The sequence below is a fragment of the Pseudoflavonifractor capillosus genome, assembly GCF_016899775.1.
Lineage (GTDB): Bacteria > Bacillota > Clostridia > Oscillospirales > Oscillospiraceae > Lawsonibacter.
In genome coordinates, this window is sequence record NZ_JACJJE010000019.1 from 25821 (window position 1) to 42099 (window position 16279).

Sequence of the window (16279 nt, forward strand, 5' to 3'; positions counted from 1 at the left end):
CGAATTTTTTAAGAGTGATCTCGCAGCGCGAGGTCGAAGGAGTGTTTGTTATGTCTATGAAGCATCGCAAGCTGGGCCGCACCAGCGATCAGCGCCGGGCTATGCTCCGCGCCATGGTTACCTATCTGCTGGAGAACGGCCAGATCAAGACCACCGTCACCCGCGCCAAGGAAGTGGCTCCTGTGGCCGAGAAGATGATCACCCTGGCCAAGAAGAACGATCTGCCCGCCTACCGGCAGGCTCTGGGCTACATCACCAAGGAGGATGTGGCTAAGAAGCTGTTCCAGGAGATCGGCCCCAAGTACGCCGACCGCAACGGCGGCTACACCCGTGTGGTGAAGATTGGCCCCCGCCGCGGCGACGCCGCCGAGATGGCCATTGTTCAGCTGGTCTGATCCGGCCGCTGACACAGGAAAAACGCAAATCCCGCCCCTTTTGGGGCGGGATTCGCTGAATCCTTACCCAAAACGAAAATTTCCCCTTTACTTTTTGAAAAAACCTGCTATAATATCATAAGCAGGCTTTCGCCGGGAAAAGCAATATATGGGCCTATAGCTCAGCTGGGAGAGCGTACGGTTCGCATCCGTAAGGTCGTCGGTTCGATCCCGATTAGGTCCACCAAAATGGAAATCGCCGCAGTGAAAAACTGCGGCGATTTTTCGTTTGACCACAGAAAGAGTTCTGTTTTGATCACTTTAAGGGCACCCCTTTTTGAAGGGTACCCTTCATTGTTTATTGCGGCGCAGGATTTTAGAGTCATTCTCAGTCCGGAACATCATCGTGTTTTGGATCGTTACAGAAACGCCGCCATCTCCTTCATATAGGCGGGCACGTCCAGCCCATGGGGACAGTGGGCGGTACACGCGCCGCAGCCGATGCAGGCGGAGGGACGTTTGTTCTCCGGCAGGGCGCCCAGCCGGGCCAGACGCCAGGAGGACAGGCTCTTTTCTCCCCCGGTCTTGTACTCGTTGAAAGCGGTGAGCAGGAAGGGGATGTCCAGATGCTGGGGGCAGTCGGCGCAGCAGTAGCGGCAGCCCGTGCAGGGCACCGCATAGAGAACGTGGATCACGTCGCTCACCTGCCGCACCAGAGTAATCTCCTGTTCAGACAGAGGCTTGTCGTGGGAGAAGGTCTGGACATTGTCTTTTACCTGCTCCAGAGAGGACATCCCGCTTAGAACCACGGCGATCCCCGGCAGTGTCCGAAGGAACCGGAAGGCCCACGAAGCTGCCGTGGCGCCGGGCTTGGCGGTCAGCAGGAGATTGCGTCCCGCCTCAGGCAGATCCGCCAGCATCCCGCCGTGGGCCGGCTCCATCACCATAATGGGGATGTCGTGTTCCCGGAGGATCTCGTACAGCGCCCGGGCCGTCCCGTGGAACCAGTCGTAGTAGTTCAGCTGAATCTGCACAAAGTCCCATGGGCCGCGGGCCAGCATCTGCCGCAGGGCATCGGGGGAACCGTGGAAGGAGAATCCGAAATACCGGATCTTTCCCAGCCGCTTCTGCTCCCGGAAATACTCCGGCGCGCCGTGATCCAGATAGTCGGAGATCAGCTTGTACGTCACCCCGTGGAGCAGATAGAAGTCGATGCGGTCCATCTGGAGCCGGTCCAGCTGCCGGGCAAACTGTTTTTTATAGTCCGGTTCCGCCTGTACGTTGAATTTGTCGGCCACGTAGAAGATGTTCCGGGGATACCCTTTCAGCGCCTTCCCCAGAAACACCTCGGACTGCCCCATGTGGTAGATATACGCTGTGTCAAAGTAGTTGATCCCGTGGGTGATGCAGAAGTCGACCAGCTCTATAGCCTTCGCTTCATCAATGGGTTTTGCAAACCCCGGTTCTGTCTGGGGCAGACGCATCGCCCCCCATGCCCAGCTGGGACAGCTGGAGATCCTCAAATTGGTGATACCGCATACTTGTCAACCCGTCCTCTCATCGTATTGGCGGCCGCGGAACGGTCCCTTTCAGAGTTAGTATAAGGGTAAAGTAAACTTGAGAGTCAATCCCCTTTTCTTGACGGAGCCCTCCTTTTTTCGCTATACTGCACCCAAAGGGGCGATCTATATGAACTACACCATCAAAAAAGTCTCAGAGATGACCGGCCTGTCCATTCCAACCATCCGGTACTACGACAAAGAGGGGCTTCTGCCGGACCTTCAGCGCAAGGAGTCCGGCTACCGGGTCTTTTCAGACCGGGACCTGGAGGCCATCGACCTCATCGGGTGCTTCAAGGAATCTGGACTGACGATTCAGGAGATCCGGCACTTCATGTCCCTGGTCAGGCAGGGGGACGTCACCTTGGATGAGCGCCTTGCCATCTACCAGACGTATATTGCCCGGCTGGAGGAGAAGCTGGCCGCTGTGCAAAATGCGCTGGAGCACTCGCGACGCACCCTGGCGTTTTATGAGATTGCGGCGAAAACCGGATCAGAGGAGACTGCGAAAGATCTCTACCTCGCACGTTATGGAGAGGAGAACGGATAGGAGTCTGTTCCTGTTCAGAGGAAACATCCGGGCGGACAGAGAAAGGAGCCGTGCCTCGCCGGTGGAGGATAGCCTGCTGCTCTGGGCCTCTCCCCTGCCGAGCTGTCCAGCGAACATCTGCAGACCCCTATGGGGCTCTTTCGCGGGAACGCAACCCGGTGAGAGTACGGCATCGCCCCTATGCCGCAGCGGGCGGCTTGGCGGGAAAAAATTTATAAAACCGGAAAACGTCTCTGTTCGGCCTCACGCCGAATGGAGGCGTTTTTAGGTAAGAAAACCTGAAACTATATTGACACAGCGTCAGAATAGTGATATAGTACAGTTACTGACACAGTGTCAGAGCTGCAATACTATAACCGCGCGGTCTGCAAAGGGAGGTTTTTCCATGAAGGAAAAGATCTATTTTACGCGGGAGATCACCCCGGAGAAAGTCGTTGAGCTATACCGCGCCCTGGGGGCAGAGCTGCCCGGCAGGGTGGCGGTGAAGGTTCACTCCGGGGAAAAAGGCAACCAGAATTTTCTGCGCCCGGAGTTCTGGCGGCCCATGGTGGAGGCAGTCCACGGAACCGTCGTGGAATGCAACACCGCCTATGGCGACGCGGCCGGTGGCGTGCGGGACCACACGGAGTCCCATCGGAAGCTCCTGGAGGAGCACGGCTGGACCCAATACTTCGATGTGGACCTGATGGATGCCCAGGGTCCGGACGTGGTCTGGCCCATCCCAAACGGAAAAATCCTTCAGGAGAACCACCTGGGCAAAAACATCATGAACTATGACTCCATGCTGGTGCTGGCCCACTTCAAGGGGCATCCCATGGGCGGCTACGGCGGCGCCCTGAAGCAGCTGGCTATCGGCTGCGCCTCCCGGGCGGGCAAGGCCCTGATCCACTCCGCCGGCAAAACAGACGACCGTTTTGAAACCTGGCGGCAGCACGCCAGCCCTGTGGCCTTCCCGGAGGCCATGGCCGACGCTGCCTCCAGCGTGGTGGAGCATTTTAAGGGAAAAATCGCCTTCATCAATGTGATGAAGAACCTGTCCATGGACTGCGACTGCTGTGAGGTGGCCGAGGACCCCTGCATGAAGGATATCGGTATCCTGGCCTCTCTGGACCCGGTGGCCATCGACCAGGCCTGCATCGACCTGGTGATGAACTCCGACGATCCGGGAAAGGAGCACTTTATGGAGCGGGTGAACAGCCGCAACGGCATCCATACCATCGAGGCCGCGGCTGACCTGGGCTTCGGCTCCCGGGAATATGAACTGATTGAGCTGTAAGACTTGAAACGGAGGAGAACCATATGAGCAACATTTTGGTGGCCTATTTTTCCGCCAGCGGCGTGACCGCCCGGGCGGCGAAGGAGATTGCCCGGGCCGTGGGCGCGGACCTGTATGAGATCCGCCCGGCGGAGCCCTACACCGACGCAGACCTGAACTGGATGGACAAGAAGAGCCGCAGCACCAGGGAGATGAACGACCCGGCATGCCGGCCCGCCATTACCGGGGCGGTGGAGAACATGGAACAGTATGACACGGTATTCGTGGGGTTTCCCATCTGGTGGGCAGTGGAACCCCGGGTCGTGGATACCTTCTTGGAGGGCTATGATTTCTCCGGCAAGACGGCGATCCCCTTTGCCACCTCCGGCGGGAGCGGCATCAGCAGAGCGGAGAAGAGCTTGGAGGACCACTGCCCCAAGGCCGATTGGAAGCGGGGCAAGCTGGTGAACAGCGGCGCGGCGGCCTGGGCCAGGTCCGTTTTGGGACTGTGAGGCGGCCATGCCCAAGGGATCGGAAGAACTGACCCACGCCAGGCGGGAAGAGATCATCGACGCCTGCGCCGCCCTCTATGAGACCATGGGGTTTCGGGACATCACCATTCGGGACATCGGGGCCAAAACCTCCTTCACCCGTACCTCGATTTACAATTACTTTCAGACCAAGGAGGAGATCTTTCTGGCCCTGCTCCAGCGGGAACACGAGCGGTGGGCCGCGGATCTGGAAGAGCTGGCCCGGCGGGACGGGCCGCTGTCCGCCGGGGAGTTTGCGGACGGGATGGCCCGCGTGCTGGAGAAGCGCGGCTGCATGCTGAAGCTGATGAGCATGAACCTCTACGATATGGAGGGAAACAGCCGGCTGGAAAATCTGGTGGACTTCAAGCGGGCCTATGCCGGCGCGCTGGGGGCGGTCACCCGCTGTCTGGAGAAGGCGTTCCCCCATCTGACTGCGGATGAGACGCAAAGCTTCCTCTACGCCTTCTTTCCCTTCCTGTTCGGCGTTTATCCCTACACCTCCCACACGGAGAAACAGCTGGCGGCTATGGAGGCTGCCCAGGTGGCGTACACCCCCGCCTCCATTTACGAGCTGACAAAGTCCTTTGTGGGCAATTTTTTGCGGGCCTTTGAGTAAGGAACCCCAGGCGGGCACAAGGAGGCAGATCAAATGAAGATTCTTGTTCTGGAGGGCAGCCCCAACCGGCATGGCTCCTCCAATTTCCTGGCGGAGGAATTTATCCGCGGAGCCAGGGAGGCGGGCCATGCGGTGGAGGTCATCGATGCGGCCCATGCCGACCTCCACCCCTGCAGCGGCTGTGTCCGCTGCGGATATGAGGGCCCCTGTGTTCAGAAGGACGACATGGAGCAGTTCCGCCGGCAGATCCTGGATGCGGACATGCTGGTATTTGTGACCCCCCTGTACTACTACGGGATGTCCGCCCAGCTGAAGATCCTGGTGGACCGGTTCTGCGCCATCAACAGCAGCATCACCCGGAAGCACATGAAGTCCGCCCTCCTGGCCGCCGCATGGAACGCGGACAGCTGGACCTTTGAGGCCCTGGAGGCACATTACCGCACCCTGGTGCGCTATCTGGATCTGGAGGATCAGGGCACGGTGCTGGGCAGGGGATGCGGAACCCTGTCCATGACAAAGCGGTCCCGCTACCCCAAGCTGGCCTATGAGCTGGGCCGCCGTCTATGAAAACAGAGGTTGGAGGATTACCATGGAATACAGAGTGCACCCCAAAACGGGGGACAAGATCAGCGTCATCGGCATCGGCACCGGCCCCATCTTCGAGGCGCCGGAGCGGGAGGCGGCCGCCGCGCTGGCCTGCGCCTATGAGCGCGGGGTCAACTACCTGGACTTCGCCACCGCCGGGGCCGGGACCTTCCCCTATGTGGGAGCGGCCCTCGGCTCTGTGCGGCGGGAGCTGTTTTATCAGATCCACTTCGGCGCCAACTACGAGAGCGGTGAATACGGCTGGACCACAGACCTGGACACCATCCGGCGTCAGGTGGACTGGCAGCTGAAGGAGCTGAGGACCGACTATATCGACTTCGGCATGATCCACTGCCTGGACGAGGAGCGGGATTGGAGGGCGTACCGGGAAAACGGCGTGCTGGACTATCTGCTGGAGCTGAAGAAGTCCGGCGTGGTGCGGCACATCGGCCTCAGCTCCCACACGCCGGAGCTGATCCAGAAGATCCTGGACACCGGCCTGGTGGAGCAGCTGATGTTCTCCATCAACCCCGCCTACGACTACCAGCACGGGGAGTTCGCCATCGGCAGCGCCTCGGAGCGGATGAAGCTCTACCAGCGCTGCGAGGCGGAGGGGATCGGCATCTCCGTCATGAAGCCCTACTCCGCCGGACAGCTGCTCAGCGATCAGACCTCCCCCTTTGGCAGGGCCCTCACCAAGGTCCAGTGCCTCCAGTACGCCTTGGACAAGCCGGGGGTGCTGACGGTGCTGCCCGGCATCCGGAACCTGGAGGACATAAAGGAGGCGCTCTCCTGGCTGGACGCCTCCCCAGAGGAGCGGGACTACTCCGTCCTGGGGACCTTCACTCCCAGGGACGTCACCGGAACCTGTGTGTACTGCAACCACTGTGCCCCCTGTCCGGCGGGGCTGAACATCGGCCTCATCAACAAGTATTACGATCTGGCCAAGATCGGCGACGCCATGGCGGCGGACCACTACGCCAAGCTGGAAAAGCACGCCTCCGACTGCATCTCCTGCGGCCACTGCGACCGCCGCTGTCCCTTCCGTGTGGCCCAGTCGGACCGCATGAAACGGATTGCGGAATATTTTGGCAGATAAGAGCTGTCTGCTCCCCGTCCTCTCCGGCGCGGCGTGCTGGAGAGGGCTGGGGAGCATTTTGACCGCAAAACGGCATCAATAAAATTGATTTCCCAGGGGCTCCCTTTCGCAGGGAGCCCCCTTTCGGTTTACCGGGCCCAAATATTGGAGAAGGGGCCCTTCAGAATTCCACGCCCGGCAGAGACTGTTTCGGCTGGGCGGGAAGGACGGCGCACTGTGTCGAGGGACGGCGGTCAGGAATAGACTGACCTGGGGCCCTGCCCCAGAAGGAGGTAATACGAATGGGTATTACAAATTCAAACAAGGTGCTCAGCACCGGACAGATCGACTGCGGGGAGACGCTGAAGGTCACGCTGGCCCTCACCGCCGCGCCGGATATCCTGTCGAATCCGGTGGATATCGCCCTGGTGCTGGACCGCTCGGGAAGCATGGCCGGCGCCCCTCTGGCCAACATGAAGGCGGGGGCGAAGACCTTTATTGATATCATCGCGGAGTCCACCGGTGGGCAGCCGACGGGAGAGATCGGCGCGGGGAGCCGCATCGGCATTGTCAGCTTCGCGGACACTGCTGTGCAGGACACCCAGCTGATCACCTCGGTGGCCGATCTGAAGGACGCGGTGGACGCCCTGTCGGCCGGCGGCAGCACCAACCACGCGGAGGCGTTTGAACAGGCGGCCTCCCTGTTCGACCCCAGCTCCAGCAGTGCCAGGGTCATCGTCATGTTTACCGACGGGAACACCACCACCGGCGTCCCGCCGGCCCCCGTGGCCGCCGCGGCCCGTGCCCAGGGCATCACCATCTACTGCATCGGCCTGATCGGGTCGGACGGGGTGGACGTGAGCGCCCTCAACGACTGGGCCACCGACCCAGACGCCGCCCATGTGGCGGTCACGCCGGACGCCGCCGACCTGGAGCAGTTATTCGCCGACCTGGCCGCCAATATTTCCAAGACGGGGGCCACCAACATCGTGATCCATGAGGTGGTGACCGCCGACTTTGTCATCACCAGCATCACCCCTCCTGGCCAGGGCAGCGCCATGCAGCTGGACGACACCTCCCTGCGCTGGACTATTCCCGCCCTGGGGGTGAGCGCCTCGGAGAGCGCTACCCTGGAATTTTTCGTCCGCCATGTGGGGAACACGCCCGGCGTCAAGCTGGTCAACGAGTCCATCTCCTACACGGACACCGAAGGGAACCAGGTGACATTCCTGGAGCCCACCGTGACGGTGGAGTGCGACGTGGTGGTCCAGCCGGAGGAGTGCCCGATCCCTGTGGATCTGACCGTCCGCGGCTGCCAGGACTCGGTGGTGGTGAATCTGGGCGACGTGTTCCTGGAGTCCCAGGGCCGCATTCTCCAGCTGGATCTGACCCTGAAACAGGTCTGTCCCGGCAAGCGGGTGGCGCTGGCCGTGATCCTCACCGAAGTGGATGAGAACGGCCAGGAGCACGCCCGGGGGATGAAGACGGTCATCATCCCGGCCCACGATTTCCCCAACTGCCGGGACGTGCTGGTGAAGTGCATCAAATTTGTGGTGCCGGAGGACCTGGACGGGACCGGCGGAAACACCCGGCCCATGTGCGAGCCCCGCAGCTTCCGGGCCCGCGTCATCGCTCATAACATCGACAGCGATTTTTGCTGCTGCTGCGGCCCCATCGTGACGGTGTGATAGAATCCCCGGCTCCCCCTCTGACCCGACTGGGGCGAAGGCGGGAGAAAATGCCCGGCGCAGGCATCGCCTGCGCCGGGCTGTTTTGGGGACTGGGGATTTTAGAAGCGGCGGAAGGGCGGGGTCACACCCGAAGCACCCGCCCCTCCTTTCGGGGCTTGGGCGCGGGGTGTGGGTTCCCCTCCCGCGGGCGGCCCAGAAGGACCTGGAGGACGGCGTAGTAGTCCGTCCGAATCCCCCACCGGCGCAGGAGCTCCTGGCCGTAGGGGTCGGCGAAGGCGGTCCACCCCTGGCCGATGTAGCAGCCGCCTACCCCCAGGGAGTCCGCGGCCAGCAGCATGTTCTCCGCCGCCGCGGCGCAGTCCTCCGGGGCAAAGAGAAAGTTTTTGGGGGCGAACAGGGTGACCACTGTGGGGGCCCCGTAAAAGGCGTCGGTGATGGCGGGGGCGTCGGCGATACTGGGCTGCTCCCGGGAGACATAGCTGCCGGCGGCGGCCATGCGGGGGTGGGAGTTGGCCCGCTTGATCCGGCCCAGGCGGAGGTTCACCTCCCGGTCCTGGCTCACCACAAAGAGGGGGCCCTGCCGCCCGCCGGCGCTGGGGGCGTACAGGCCCGCCTGGAGGATCTGCTCCAGCGCCCCCTCGTCGATCTGCCGGGGATCAAACTGACGGATGGACCGGCGGTGGAGGATGGTCTGCATCACCTGGTTCATGCTCCGGCCACCTCCTTCCAGCACTGGGGGTCGGCGGCGTAAAAGTTTCCATCCCGCCCGCTGGCCACCGCCGGACAGCCCCGGCACCAGGCCAGAAGCTCGCACTTGGCGCACTTCTCAAAGCGGGCAAAGTCCCGGTACTCCTCCATCCGGCACACCCACAGGTCGGCCAGCCGGTCGGTGAACACGTTCCCCACCCTGCTGTTCTGCACCCGGCGGCAGGCGTATACGTCCCCGGTGGGCAGAATGGTCAGGTGGCAGCAGCCGCAGTTGCAGCCGCCGTAGATTACCCCTGGTTCCGCAGTCTCCGGGATATGAAACTCGCCCGTCTCATACTCGTACAGGGTCCACAGGTGGTCCTTCTTGTTGAAATAGGTCTCACAGCCCGCGGCCTCGTATGCTTTGAACTTCCTGTCGCAGTCGGCCAGGAGCTGCCGGTAGCGCAGGGGCTCGACGCCCACATCCTTCTCCCCGCTGGTGGGGCAGTAGCGGGCAAAGGCGTACACGTCCGCCCCGTGGGCCACCACCGTGTCGATGAGCTCCGGGATCTGGTCGATGTTGACGCCGGACACGGTGGTCATAATCACCGCCCGGATACCGGCCTTTTTGATGCAGGCGATTTTCTCCAGGGTGCAGTCGAAGCTGCCCGGCTTGCGGAACCAGTCGTGGGTCTCCCGCAGGCCGTCCAGGGAGAGCTGGTACTTCTCACAGCCGTACTCCTCCAGCCGCCGGCACACTTCGTCGTCCAGGTGGAAGGGGTTGCCCAGAATGGTGAAGGGGATCTCATTTTCCTTCATCAGCCCCAGCAGTTCCCAGAAGCTGGGGTGCAGGATGGGGTCGCCCCCGGTGAGGTAGAAGTAGGGCAGGCGGCGGTGGATTTTGCAGAAGTCCAGGCAGTTGTAGAAAGTATCCTGGATCTGAGGCCAGGTCATGGCGTCCGGCTCCCTGCCGGCGTCCTCCGAGAAGATGTAGCAGTGCTTGCAGCGCTGGTCGCAGGCGTCGGTGATGTGCCACTGAAAGGCAAAGTATTCCATAGCAAGTTACCTCCTGATGGGTGTGTGGAGCGGGGCGCATTTCCCCAGAGGCGGGGCACGTCCCTCGGGAAGTGCGCCCCATTGGCCCGCCCGGCGGGGGCGGGCCAGAGGGCGCGGGCGCTTACTGCCGGCCGCCGGCGCCGCAGGCGCTTCCGCAGGCGGTGGGCTTGGGGTCGCCAGCTCCGCAGGCAGAGCCGCAGGCGGCGGGTTTCTCCTCCGGCTTGTTCCCCGCCCCACAGGCGGCACCGCAGGCGGAGGAGGCCTTTTCCTCTCCCCTGCCGCTCCAGCCAAACAGATCCTTCAATGCCATACTCGGTTCCTCCTTGAATTTCGTCTGGGAATCAGGGGTTTCCCTGTTCCCTGCGCTTAGTATAGCGGCGGCCGATTGTCCCCCACAAGTACGCACTTTTTTATAACCAGGTCACCTTTTTGTAACTCCTTGACCGGGTTTTGGATGGGGATTATAATGGGAACAACATCATTCCAAGGGGAAGGGAGGGGCGATCCATGCTGACCAAGGAGGAGATGCCCGCCTGTCCGGTGGCCACCACTGTGGCCCTCATCGGCAGCAAGTGGAAGCTGTTGATTCTGCGGAATCTGATGGCCCGGCCCTGGCGGTTCAACGAATTGAAGAAGGACCTGAACGGGGTCAGCCAGAAGGTGCTCACCGACAGCCTGCGCTCGCTGGAGGAGGACGGGATCGTCACCCGCACAGTCTACCCGGAGGTGCCGCCCCGGGTGGAGTACGCCCTCAGCGACCTGGGGGAGTCCATGCGGCCCATTATCGACGTGATGCGGCGGTGGGGGCTGGAGTACCAGACGCGCATGAGACAAAAGAGCTGACCGCAGAGGAAAATGTTAGACGCGCACGGGGCGCTTTGCCGCCTCCCTGCGCGTCTTTTTTCGGGGCGGAGGAAAAAGCCTGCGGGCCCTGTTGCGTTTTCCGCCTGGAGCCGTCTTTTGATGTGCAGAAGTATACAGCGAGGAGATGATACCATGCCTTGGGATGAGCAGGAGGCCGCCTTCCATGGGAGCGACCGGGAGTTTCTCCTGTGGCTCTATCAGGAGTTCAGCCGCCTGATGTTCTACACCGCCCAAAAGTACCTGGCCGATCCCCACAGCCAGGAGGAGGTGGTTCAGGAGAGCCTGAAAAAGCTCATTGAGAAGGTGGCCGTCCTGCGGCGGCTGAAGCGGCCCGCCCTGGCCGGATATGTGCGCGCCACGGTGCGGAACACCGCTATCGACCTGCTGAAGGTCCAGGGGCGGGAGAGGGAGCGGGTGGTGGGTCTGGAGGACCTGACCCAGGGAGAGACGCCCCGGACGGACAGTCTGGACGAGACGGTGTTCTGCCGGGAGGAGGTCCAGCGGCTGCGGGAGATCTGGCCCCAGCTGGACGGGGAGACCCGGATGCTGCTGGAGCGCAAGTACATCCTGGGCTATGAGAATGAGGAGCTGGGGCGGATGCTGGGCTGCCGGACGGACAGCGTGCGCATGAAGCTGACCCGGGCCAGGAGGAAGGTGCTCCGGCTGATGGGAAAGGAGGCGGAGAAGCGTGAAAAACCGTGAACAGCTGTGGGAGGACTATGAGGAGGCCCGCTTCGCCCTGCTGATGGACGCCCTGGCGGAGGCCGAGGGGGAGGAGGCCCTGCGCCTGAGCGAGGCGCTGAACCGGGACCCGGAGGGGGCGCTCCCGCCGGAGGTGGACCGGCGCTGTGAGGCGGTTATCCGCGAGGCCTTTGTCCAAAGGCGGCTCCACGCCACCGGACGGACTGCCGTCCGGTGGCTCACCAAAGTCCTGGTGGCGGCAATGCTGGGGGCGGTCATGTTCGCCGCCGCCTTCGCCCTCAGCGAGGACGTGCGGGTGGCCACCCTGAACGCAGTCATTGAGGTGATGGACGACCGGACCCAGATCACCTTTGAGAGCGCCGGCGGGGACGCCGGGGGGACGGCCGCGCCCCCCGCGGAGGGGACTGCGGCGGAGGATGGACTGGAGTACCACTACAACATCGCCCTGGAGTGGGTGCCGGAGGGGTTTGAGCTGGAGGGCGGTATTGAAGGAGGCAGTGACTTGGTGAGCTATCTGAGTCCGGTGGACGGCTTACTTGAAGTAAGTGTCACTCCCTATAGCCAAAGCTCAGTGTACAATTTAAATACAGAGGGCTGCACAAAGCGGGAGATTACCGTGCAGGGGCATCCCGCTGAGCTGTATGTCACAGGGGAAGAGATGCTTCAAAAGCGATTCTCTATGACTGGATTTGACATCTGGAGCGATATGATGATCTATTGGATTGATGAGAACAACCGGGTCATCGTGCAGATTAACGCCACAAATCTGACGGAGGAGGAGATGCTCCGCCTGGCGGAGGGGTTCCACTGGGGCGGGGGACAGTAGGGCACGCATGGAAATGGTGCGGAGCGGGGAGGCACCCTCATCCGCCTCGCTGCGCTCGGCACCTTCCCCCTGAGAGGGGGAAGGCGGGCGGCCCAGGTGTGCCGCCCCTACGGGAAAAACGAACTGCCTTTATACCGGACTGTTCCCCTCATCCGTCACGCTTTGCGTGACACCTGTCCCTATCCCCTCTGGCCTTTGGCCATCATCCCTACCCCTTTTGGCCTACGGCCATTTCCCCCTGATAGGGGGAATCGGCCCCTTGATAAGGGGAGTCGTCCTCCCCTACAGGCTTCAAGAAAAGATTCCGAGTTTGGGTAGGGGAGCCCCTTGGGGCTCCCGCCAGAATTGCACCGGGAGCGTTGGCTCGGCAAAGGCAGGCGCGGCTGTGGAAATGTTGCACCTGCAATTTTTGCAAACCCAGGGCCCGGTGGCCCGGGAGAACACGCGGACCGCCACTCAGATTTTGCGCGCCGGAAATTCTCCGCCTCCTTACAGGTATGCGTTCCCCGTAATGGGGTCCGGGGAAAGCAGTCCTATGGACCTAGGCGGAGCGAAGCGGAGCCGTAGTCCATCGGCTGCGTCCCCGGCGGCGTTTTGGTGACTTTGCCGCCGGGGGCAAAGTCACTCGCCGTCCGCAGACGGCGAAACTTCCCTGCGTACAACGAATTCAATCCGAAACCTGTCCCCTCATCCGGCTGGCCTTACGGCCAGCCACCTTCCCCCTGGGGGGAAGGCTTAAAAAGGACAGGCGGCGAAACTCCCCCCGAAGAACAAAAGACGCGCCCGCACTGGCTTTGAATGACCAGCGCGGGCGCGTCTTAATTTTTTGGAAGGAACCGAAACGGTCCGTCAGGACTGAGCGGCCCCGGCCTCGATCTTCTGCTGCTTGTGTTTGCGGCCCTTTTTGGTGCCGTCCAGATTCTCCCGCCGGATGAGCAGGTAGAAGGCAGGCATCAGGAACATGGCCAGGATGGTGGAGGCCACCAGGCCGCCCACCATGACGTAGGCCATATCCTTCATCATGCCCATACCGCTGTCGGTGGAGAACATCATGGGCACCATGGAGATGATGGTGGTGAGGGTGGTCATCAGGATGGGGCGCAGGCGGGTGGTGCCCGCCTCCACTAGGGCGTCGCCCAGGGGCATGGTCTGCCGCAACTGGTCGGTGCCGTCCACCAGGTAGATGCCGTTGTTCACCGCAATGCCGATGAGCATCAGGAAGCCCATCAGGCCCACGATGCTCATGGGCCGGCCGGTGAGGAACACCAGTCCCACGCAGCCGATGAGGCTCAGGGGGATGCACATCATCACCATGATGGACAGGCGGGGGGAGTCGAACTGAATGGCCATGACCAGGAATACCAGGAAGGCGCCCGCCAGAATGGCGGTGGTCATGCTCTCCAGGCCGTCGGCGGTGCTCTGGTCCATCATGCCGATGCCCACGCTCACGCCCGCGGGCAGGGTCACCCCGGCCACCTGGGCGTCAATGGCCTCCGGGGCGCTGTATTTGGCCGTGTCGGTGGTGGTGGCGGTGAGGGTGACGCTGTACTGGCCGTCCTGCCGGGTGATGGTGGGCAGGGTGGTGATGTACTCCACGGTGGAGATGTCCCGCAGGGCCACCTGCTGGCCGGTCTGGGTGGTGATGGAGTAGTCCAGCAGGGAGGTGATGTCGTCGTATTTGCCCTCGGGGTACTCCAGGACCACGTCGTACTCGGTGTCCTCATAGGTCACCGAGGTGGCGGTGAGGCCGTCCAGCAGGTAGTAGATCTGCATGGCCACCGCCGACTCGGAGGTGCCCAGGGCCATGGCCTTCTGAGAGTCGATGACGATGCGGCCCTTGGACTGGCTGGAGTTGAAGGGGTTTTCAATGCGGATGACGCCGGGCACCTGGGCCATGGCGTCCTCCACGGACGCGGCGGCCTCCTGGAGGGAGTCCAGGTCGTTGGACAGCAGGACCACGTCCTTGCTGTTGCTGCTCATCATGGAGCTCATGTCCATGGTGCCGGTGGGGGAGACGGACACGTCCATGTCCGGCATGCTGCCGAACTGGTTGGTGTACTCCACCACCGCCTCCTCGCTGGAGCGGCCGCAGTTGCTCACTGCGTAGGCGGTGAAGGAGGCGGTGCTGCCGGAGATGTCCAGAGTGACGCTCTCGAAGTTCTCGTCGGCCAGGAGGGCGTCCTCCAGGGCCTGGATGCGCTGGCTCATCACCTCCACCTTGGTGCCGGAGCGGAAGGCGGCGCTGATGGTGATGCTGCCGTCAAAGTTGCTGGGCATGAGCACAAATTCCATCTGGCTCATCAGCAGGATGGCGGCCACGAAGCAGGCCGCGCCCACCGACACCACCCGGCCCGGGTGGCGCAGCAGCCGGGGCAGGGTGCGGCGGTAAAAGGCCTTGAAACGGCCCAGAATCCGGTTGGTGATGAGCTCGTCCCGGGTGCGGGGCTTGAGCCAGATAAAGGCCAGGGGGACCACCACCACGGCGGACAGGAAGGAACAGGTCAGAGTCAGCAGGATGGTCCAGCTCAGAGGGGCGGTCATCATGCCCACCAGGCCCTCGGCCATGGCCATGGGGATGTACACCACCACGGTGGTGAGGGTGCCCGCCAGAATGGACATGAGCATGGTGCTGGTGCCCACGGCGGCGGCCTCTCTGGCCTCCAGGCCGTCCTCCTTGGCGCGCATGCAGCTCTCCAGGATGACAATGGAGTTGTCCACGATCATGCCGATGGCGATGATGAGGGCCGAGCCGGTCATCAGATCGATGTTGAAGCCGGCGAAGTTCAGCAGAATCACCGCCAGCAGAATGGACAGGGGCATGCTGACGCCCACGATCAGGCTGGCTTTCAGGTCGCCGAAGAAGACAAACAGGACGAGCATGGTGAGGATGACGCCGGTGATGAGGGTGTTGAGAATCTCACCCAGGGTCTCCAGAATGCTGTCGCCCTCGCTGTAAGTGACCTGGAAGCCCACGCCGTCCACGCTGTACTGGTCCAGCACGTCCTGAACGGCGCTGCACACCTCCATGGTGGAGGCGGAGTCCTGCTTGGTGACGGTGAGCATGACGCTCTCCTCGCCGTTATAGCGGCTGACCGAATCGGCCTCCGCCTTGTAGAGGTTGAAGAAGGTGCAGATGTCCTCCAGCATGACCGTCTGGCCGGAGGGGGTCTGGATGGGCAGGTCCCGGAAGCTGGGGTTGACCTCCACGTTGCCGTACACCCCCAGGGCGATGTCCTGGGAGCCCAGAGACACGCTGCCCACAGGCATGTCGAAGTCGGCCGCCGCGATGGCGGAGCCTACGGTGGAGATGGACAGGCCATACTGGCGCATGGCCGCCTCATCCAGCACGATGCGCAGATACTCGTCCCGGGCGCCGGACAGCTCCACCCGGGCCACGCCGCCGATGTTCTCCAGGGCGGGGACCACGTCGTCCTCCAGATAGTCGGTTACGTCGATCCCCTCGGGGGCGGTGGCGGAGATGATCATGGTGCCCAGGGCATCGGCGCTGATCTCCATGATCATGGGGTCCTGGCAGTCGTCCGGCAGGGAGGGCATCAGGTTGTCGATGGCGCTTTTCAGATCGGAGTAGGCGTCGTTCATATCCGTGCCGTAGTTGTAGGTCAGCTGCAGCATGGTGTAGTTTTCCGAGGAGTAGGAGTTGATGCTGTCCAGGCCGGACAGGGACTCGCACTCCTCCTCCAGGGGCTGGGTGAGCAGCCGGTCCACGCTGTCCGCGTCCGCTCCGGGCCAGGTGACCATCACCAGCTCCATGGGCATCTCCATATCCGGCATGTACTCCAGGGGCATCTGGCTCAGAGAGGCGGAGCCGAATACCACGATGCCCAGGATCAGCATAATCACGGACATGGGGCGGCGCAGGACTAATTGAACAAACTTCATGGC

General features: G+C 62.4%; 16 protein-coding genes and 1 tRNA gene. 12 read left to right on the plus strand and 5 right to left on the minus strand.

What is annotated here, in order from left to right; genetic code table 11:
* The first annotated feature begins 50 nt into the window (after nucleotides 1-50).
* Nucleotides 51-395 carry a 50S ribosomal protein L17 gene (gene rplQ / locus H6B31_RS07890; RefSeq protein WP_430691881.1) on the plus strand — a complete coding sequence of 115 codons (345 nt, stop codon included), beginning with the start codon at nucleotides 51-53 and terminating at the stop codon, nucleotides 393-395.
* Nucleotides 396-545: 150 nt separating this feature from the next.
* Nucleotides 546-621, plus strand: a tRNA-Ala gene (locus H6B31_RS07895).
* Nucleotides 622-793: 172 nt separating this feature from the next.
* Here H6B31_RS07895 and H6B31_RS07900 read toward each other — a convergent pair.
* A complete protein-coding gene (locus H6B31_RS07900; RefSeq protein WP_243418915.1) occupies nucleotides 794-1858 on the minus strand; it encodes an aldo/keto reductase in 1065 nt (354 codons plus the stop codon).
* 205 nt (nucleotides 1859-2063) lie between these two features.
* Here H6B31_RS07900 and H6B31_RS07905 point away from each other — a divergent pair, with 205 nt between their 5' ends.
* The 7 genes from H6B31_RS07905 to H6B31_RS07935 all read left to right on the plus strand — a co-directional run bounded on the left by H6B31_RS07905 (nucleotide 2064) and on the right by H6B31_RS07935 (nucleotide 8238).
* Nucleotides 2064-2483: a MerR family transcriptional regulator gene (locus H6B31_RS07905; RefSeq protein ID WP_204898023.1), complete on the plus strand. Its 420-nt coding sequence runs from the start codon at nucleotides 2064-2066 to the stop codon at nucleotides 2481-2483.
* A 385-nt stretch (nucleotides 2484-2868) separates the two neighbouring features.
* A complete protein-coding gene (locus H6B31_RS07910; protein WP_204898024.1) occupies nucleotides 2869-3759 on the plus strand; it encodes a DUF362 domain-containing protein in 891 nt (296 codons plus the stop codon).
* Between the two features lie 23 nt (nucleotides 3760-3782).
* Nucleotides 3783-4250, plus strand: coding sequence for a flavodoxin (locus H6B31_RS07915; RefSeq protein ID WP_204898025.1), 468 nt, complete (start codon nucleotides 3783-3785; stop codon nucleotides 4248-4250).
* Between the two features lie 7 nt (nucleotides 4251-4257).
* The gene (locus tag H6B31_RS07920; RefSeq protein WP_204898026.1) at nucleotides 4258-4887 is read left to right on the plus strand and encodes a TetR/AcrR family transcriptional regulator; all 630 of its coding nucleotides are present in this window, start codon (nucleotides 4258-4260) and stop codon (nucleotides 4885-4887) included.
* 33 nt (nucleotides 4888-4920) lie between these two features.
* A complete protein-coding gene (locus H6B31_RS07925; protein ID WP_204898027.1) occupies nucleotides 4921-5454 on the plus strand; it encodes a flavodoxin family protein in 534 nt (177 codons plus the stop codon).
* A 22-nt stretch (nucleotides 5455-5476) separates the two neighbouring features.
* On the plus strand, nucleotides 5477-6571 hold the full coding sequence (locus H6B31_RS07930; RefSeq protein WP_204898028.1) for an aldo/keto reductase: 1095 nt from the start codon (nucleotides 5477-5479) through the stop codon (nucleotides 6569-6571).
* A gap of 281 nt (nucleotides 6572-6852) precedes the next feature.
* Nucleotides 6853-8238, plus strand: coding sequence for a vWA domain-containing protein (locus tag H6B31_RS07935; protein WP_204898029.1), 1386 nt, complete (start codon nucleotides 6853-6855; stop codon nucleotides 8236-8238).
* 124 nt (nucleotides 8239-8362) lie between these two features.
* Here the strand turns inward: H6B31_RS07935 and H6B31_RS07940 are convergent, their stop codons facing one another.
* The 3 genes from H6B31_RS07940 to acgA form a co-directional block, all read right to left on the minus strand.
* The gene (locus H6B31_RS07940; protein WP_204898030.1) at nucleotides 8363-8950 is read right to left on the minus strand and encodes a nitroreductase family protein; all 588 of its coding nucleotides are present in this window, start codon (nucleotides 8948-8950) and stop codon (nucleotides 8363-8365) included.
* A complete protein-coding gene (acgM, locus tag H6B31_RS07945; protein WP_204898031.1) occupies nucleotides 8947-9984 on the minus strand; it encodes a radical SAM/SPASM domain protein, ACGX system in 1038 nt (345 codons plus the stop codon). The genes H6B31_RS07940 and acgM overlap by 4 nt, the downstream gene beginning before the upstream one ends.
* Nucleotides 9985-10105: 121 nt before the next feature.
* On the minus strand, nucleotides 10106-10294 hold the full coding sequence (acgA, locus tag H6B31_RS07950) for an ACGX-repeat peptide (protein ID WP_204898032.1): 189 nt from the start codon (nucleotides 10292-10294) through the stop codon (nucleotides 10106-10108).
* Between the two features lie 197 nt (nucleotides 10295-10491).
* Between acgA and H6B31_RS07955 the strand changes: the two genes are divergently transcribed.
* From H6B31_RS07955 to H6B31_RS17690, 3 genes are all read left to right on the plus strand, one after another.
* Nucleotides 10492-10827 (plus strand): winged helix-turn-helix transcriptional regulator, encoded by a 336-nt coding sequence (locus tag H6B31_RS07955; protein ID WP_204898033.1) that lies wholly within the window; start codon nucleotides 10492-10494, stop codon nucleotides 10825-10827.
* A 153-nt stretch (nucleotides 10828-10980) separates the two neighbouring features.
* A complete protein-coding gene (locus tag H6B31_RS07960; RefSeq protein ID WP_204898034.1) occupies nucleotides 10981-11550 on the plus strand; it encodes an RNA polymerase sigma factor in 570 nt (189 codons plus the stop codon).
* On the plus strand, nucleotides 11537-12376 hold the full coding sequence (locus H6B31_RS17690; RefSeq protein ID WP_204898035.1) for a DUF4367 domain-containing protein: 840 nt from the start codon (nucleotides 11537-11539) through the stop codon (nucleotides 12374-12376). The genes H6B31_RS07960 and H6B31_RS17690 overlap by 14 nt, the downstream gene beginning before the upstream one ends.
* Nucleotides 12377-13225: 849 nt before the next feature.
* Here the strand turns inward: H6B31_RS17690 and H6B31_RS07970 are convergent.
* A complete protein-coding gene (locus tag H6B31_RS07970; RefSeq protein ID WP_204898036.1) occupies nucleotides 13226-16276 on the minus strand; it encodes an efflux RND transporter permease subunit in 3051 nt (1016 codons plus the stop codon).
* Between the last annotated feature and the right edge of the window lie 3 nt (nucleotides 16277-16279).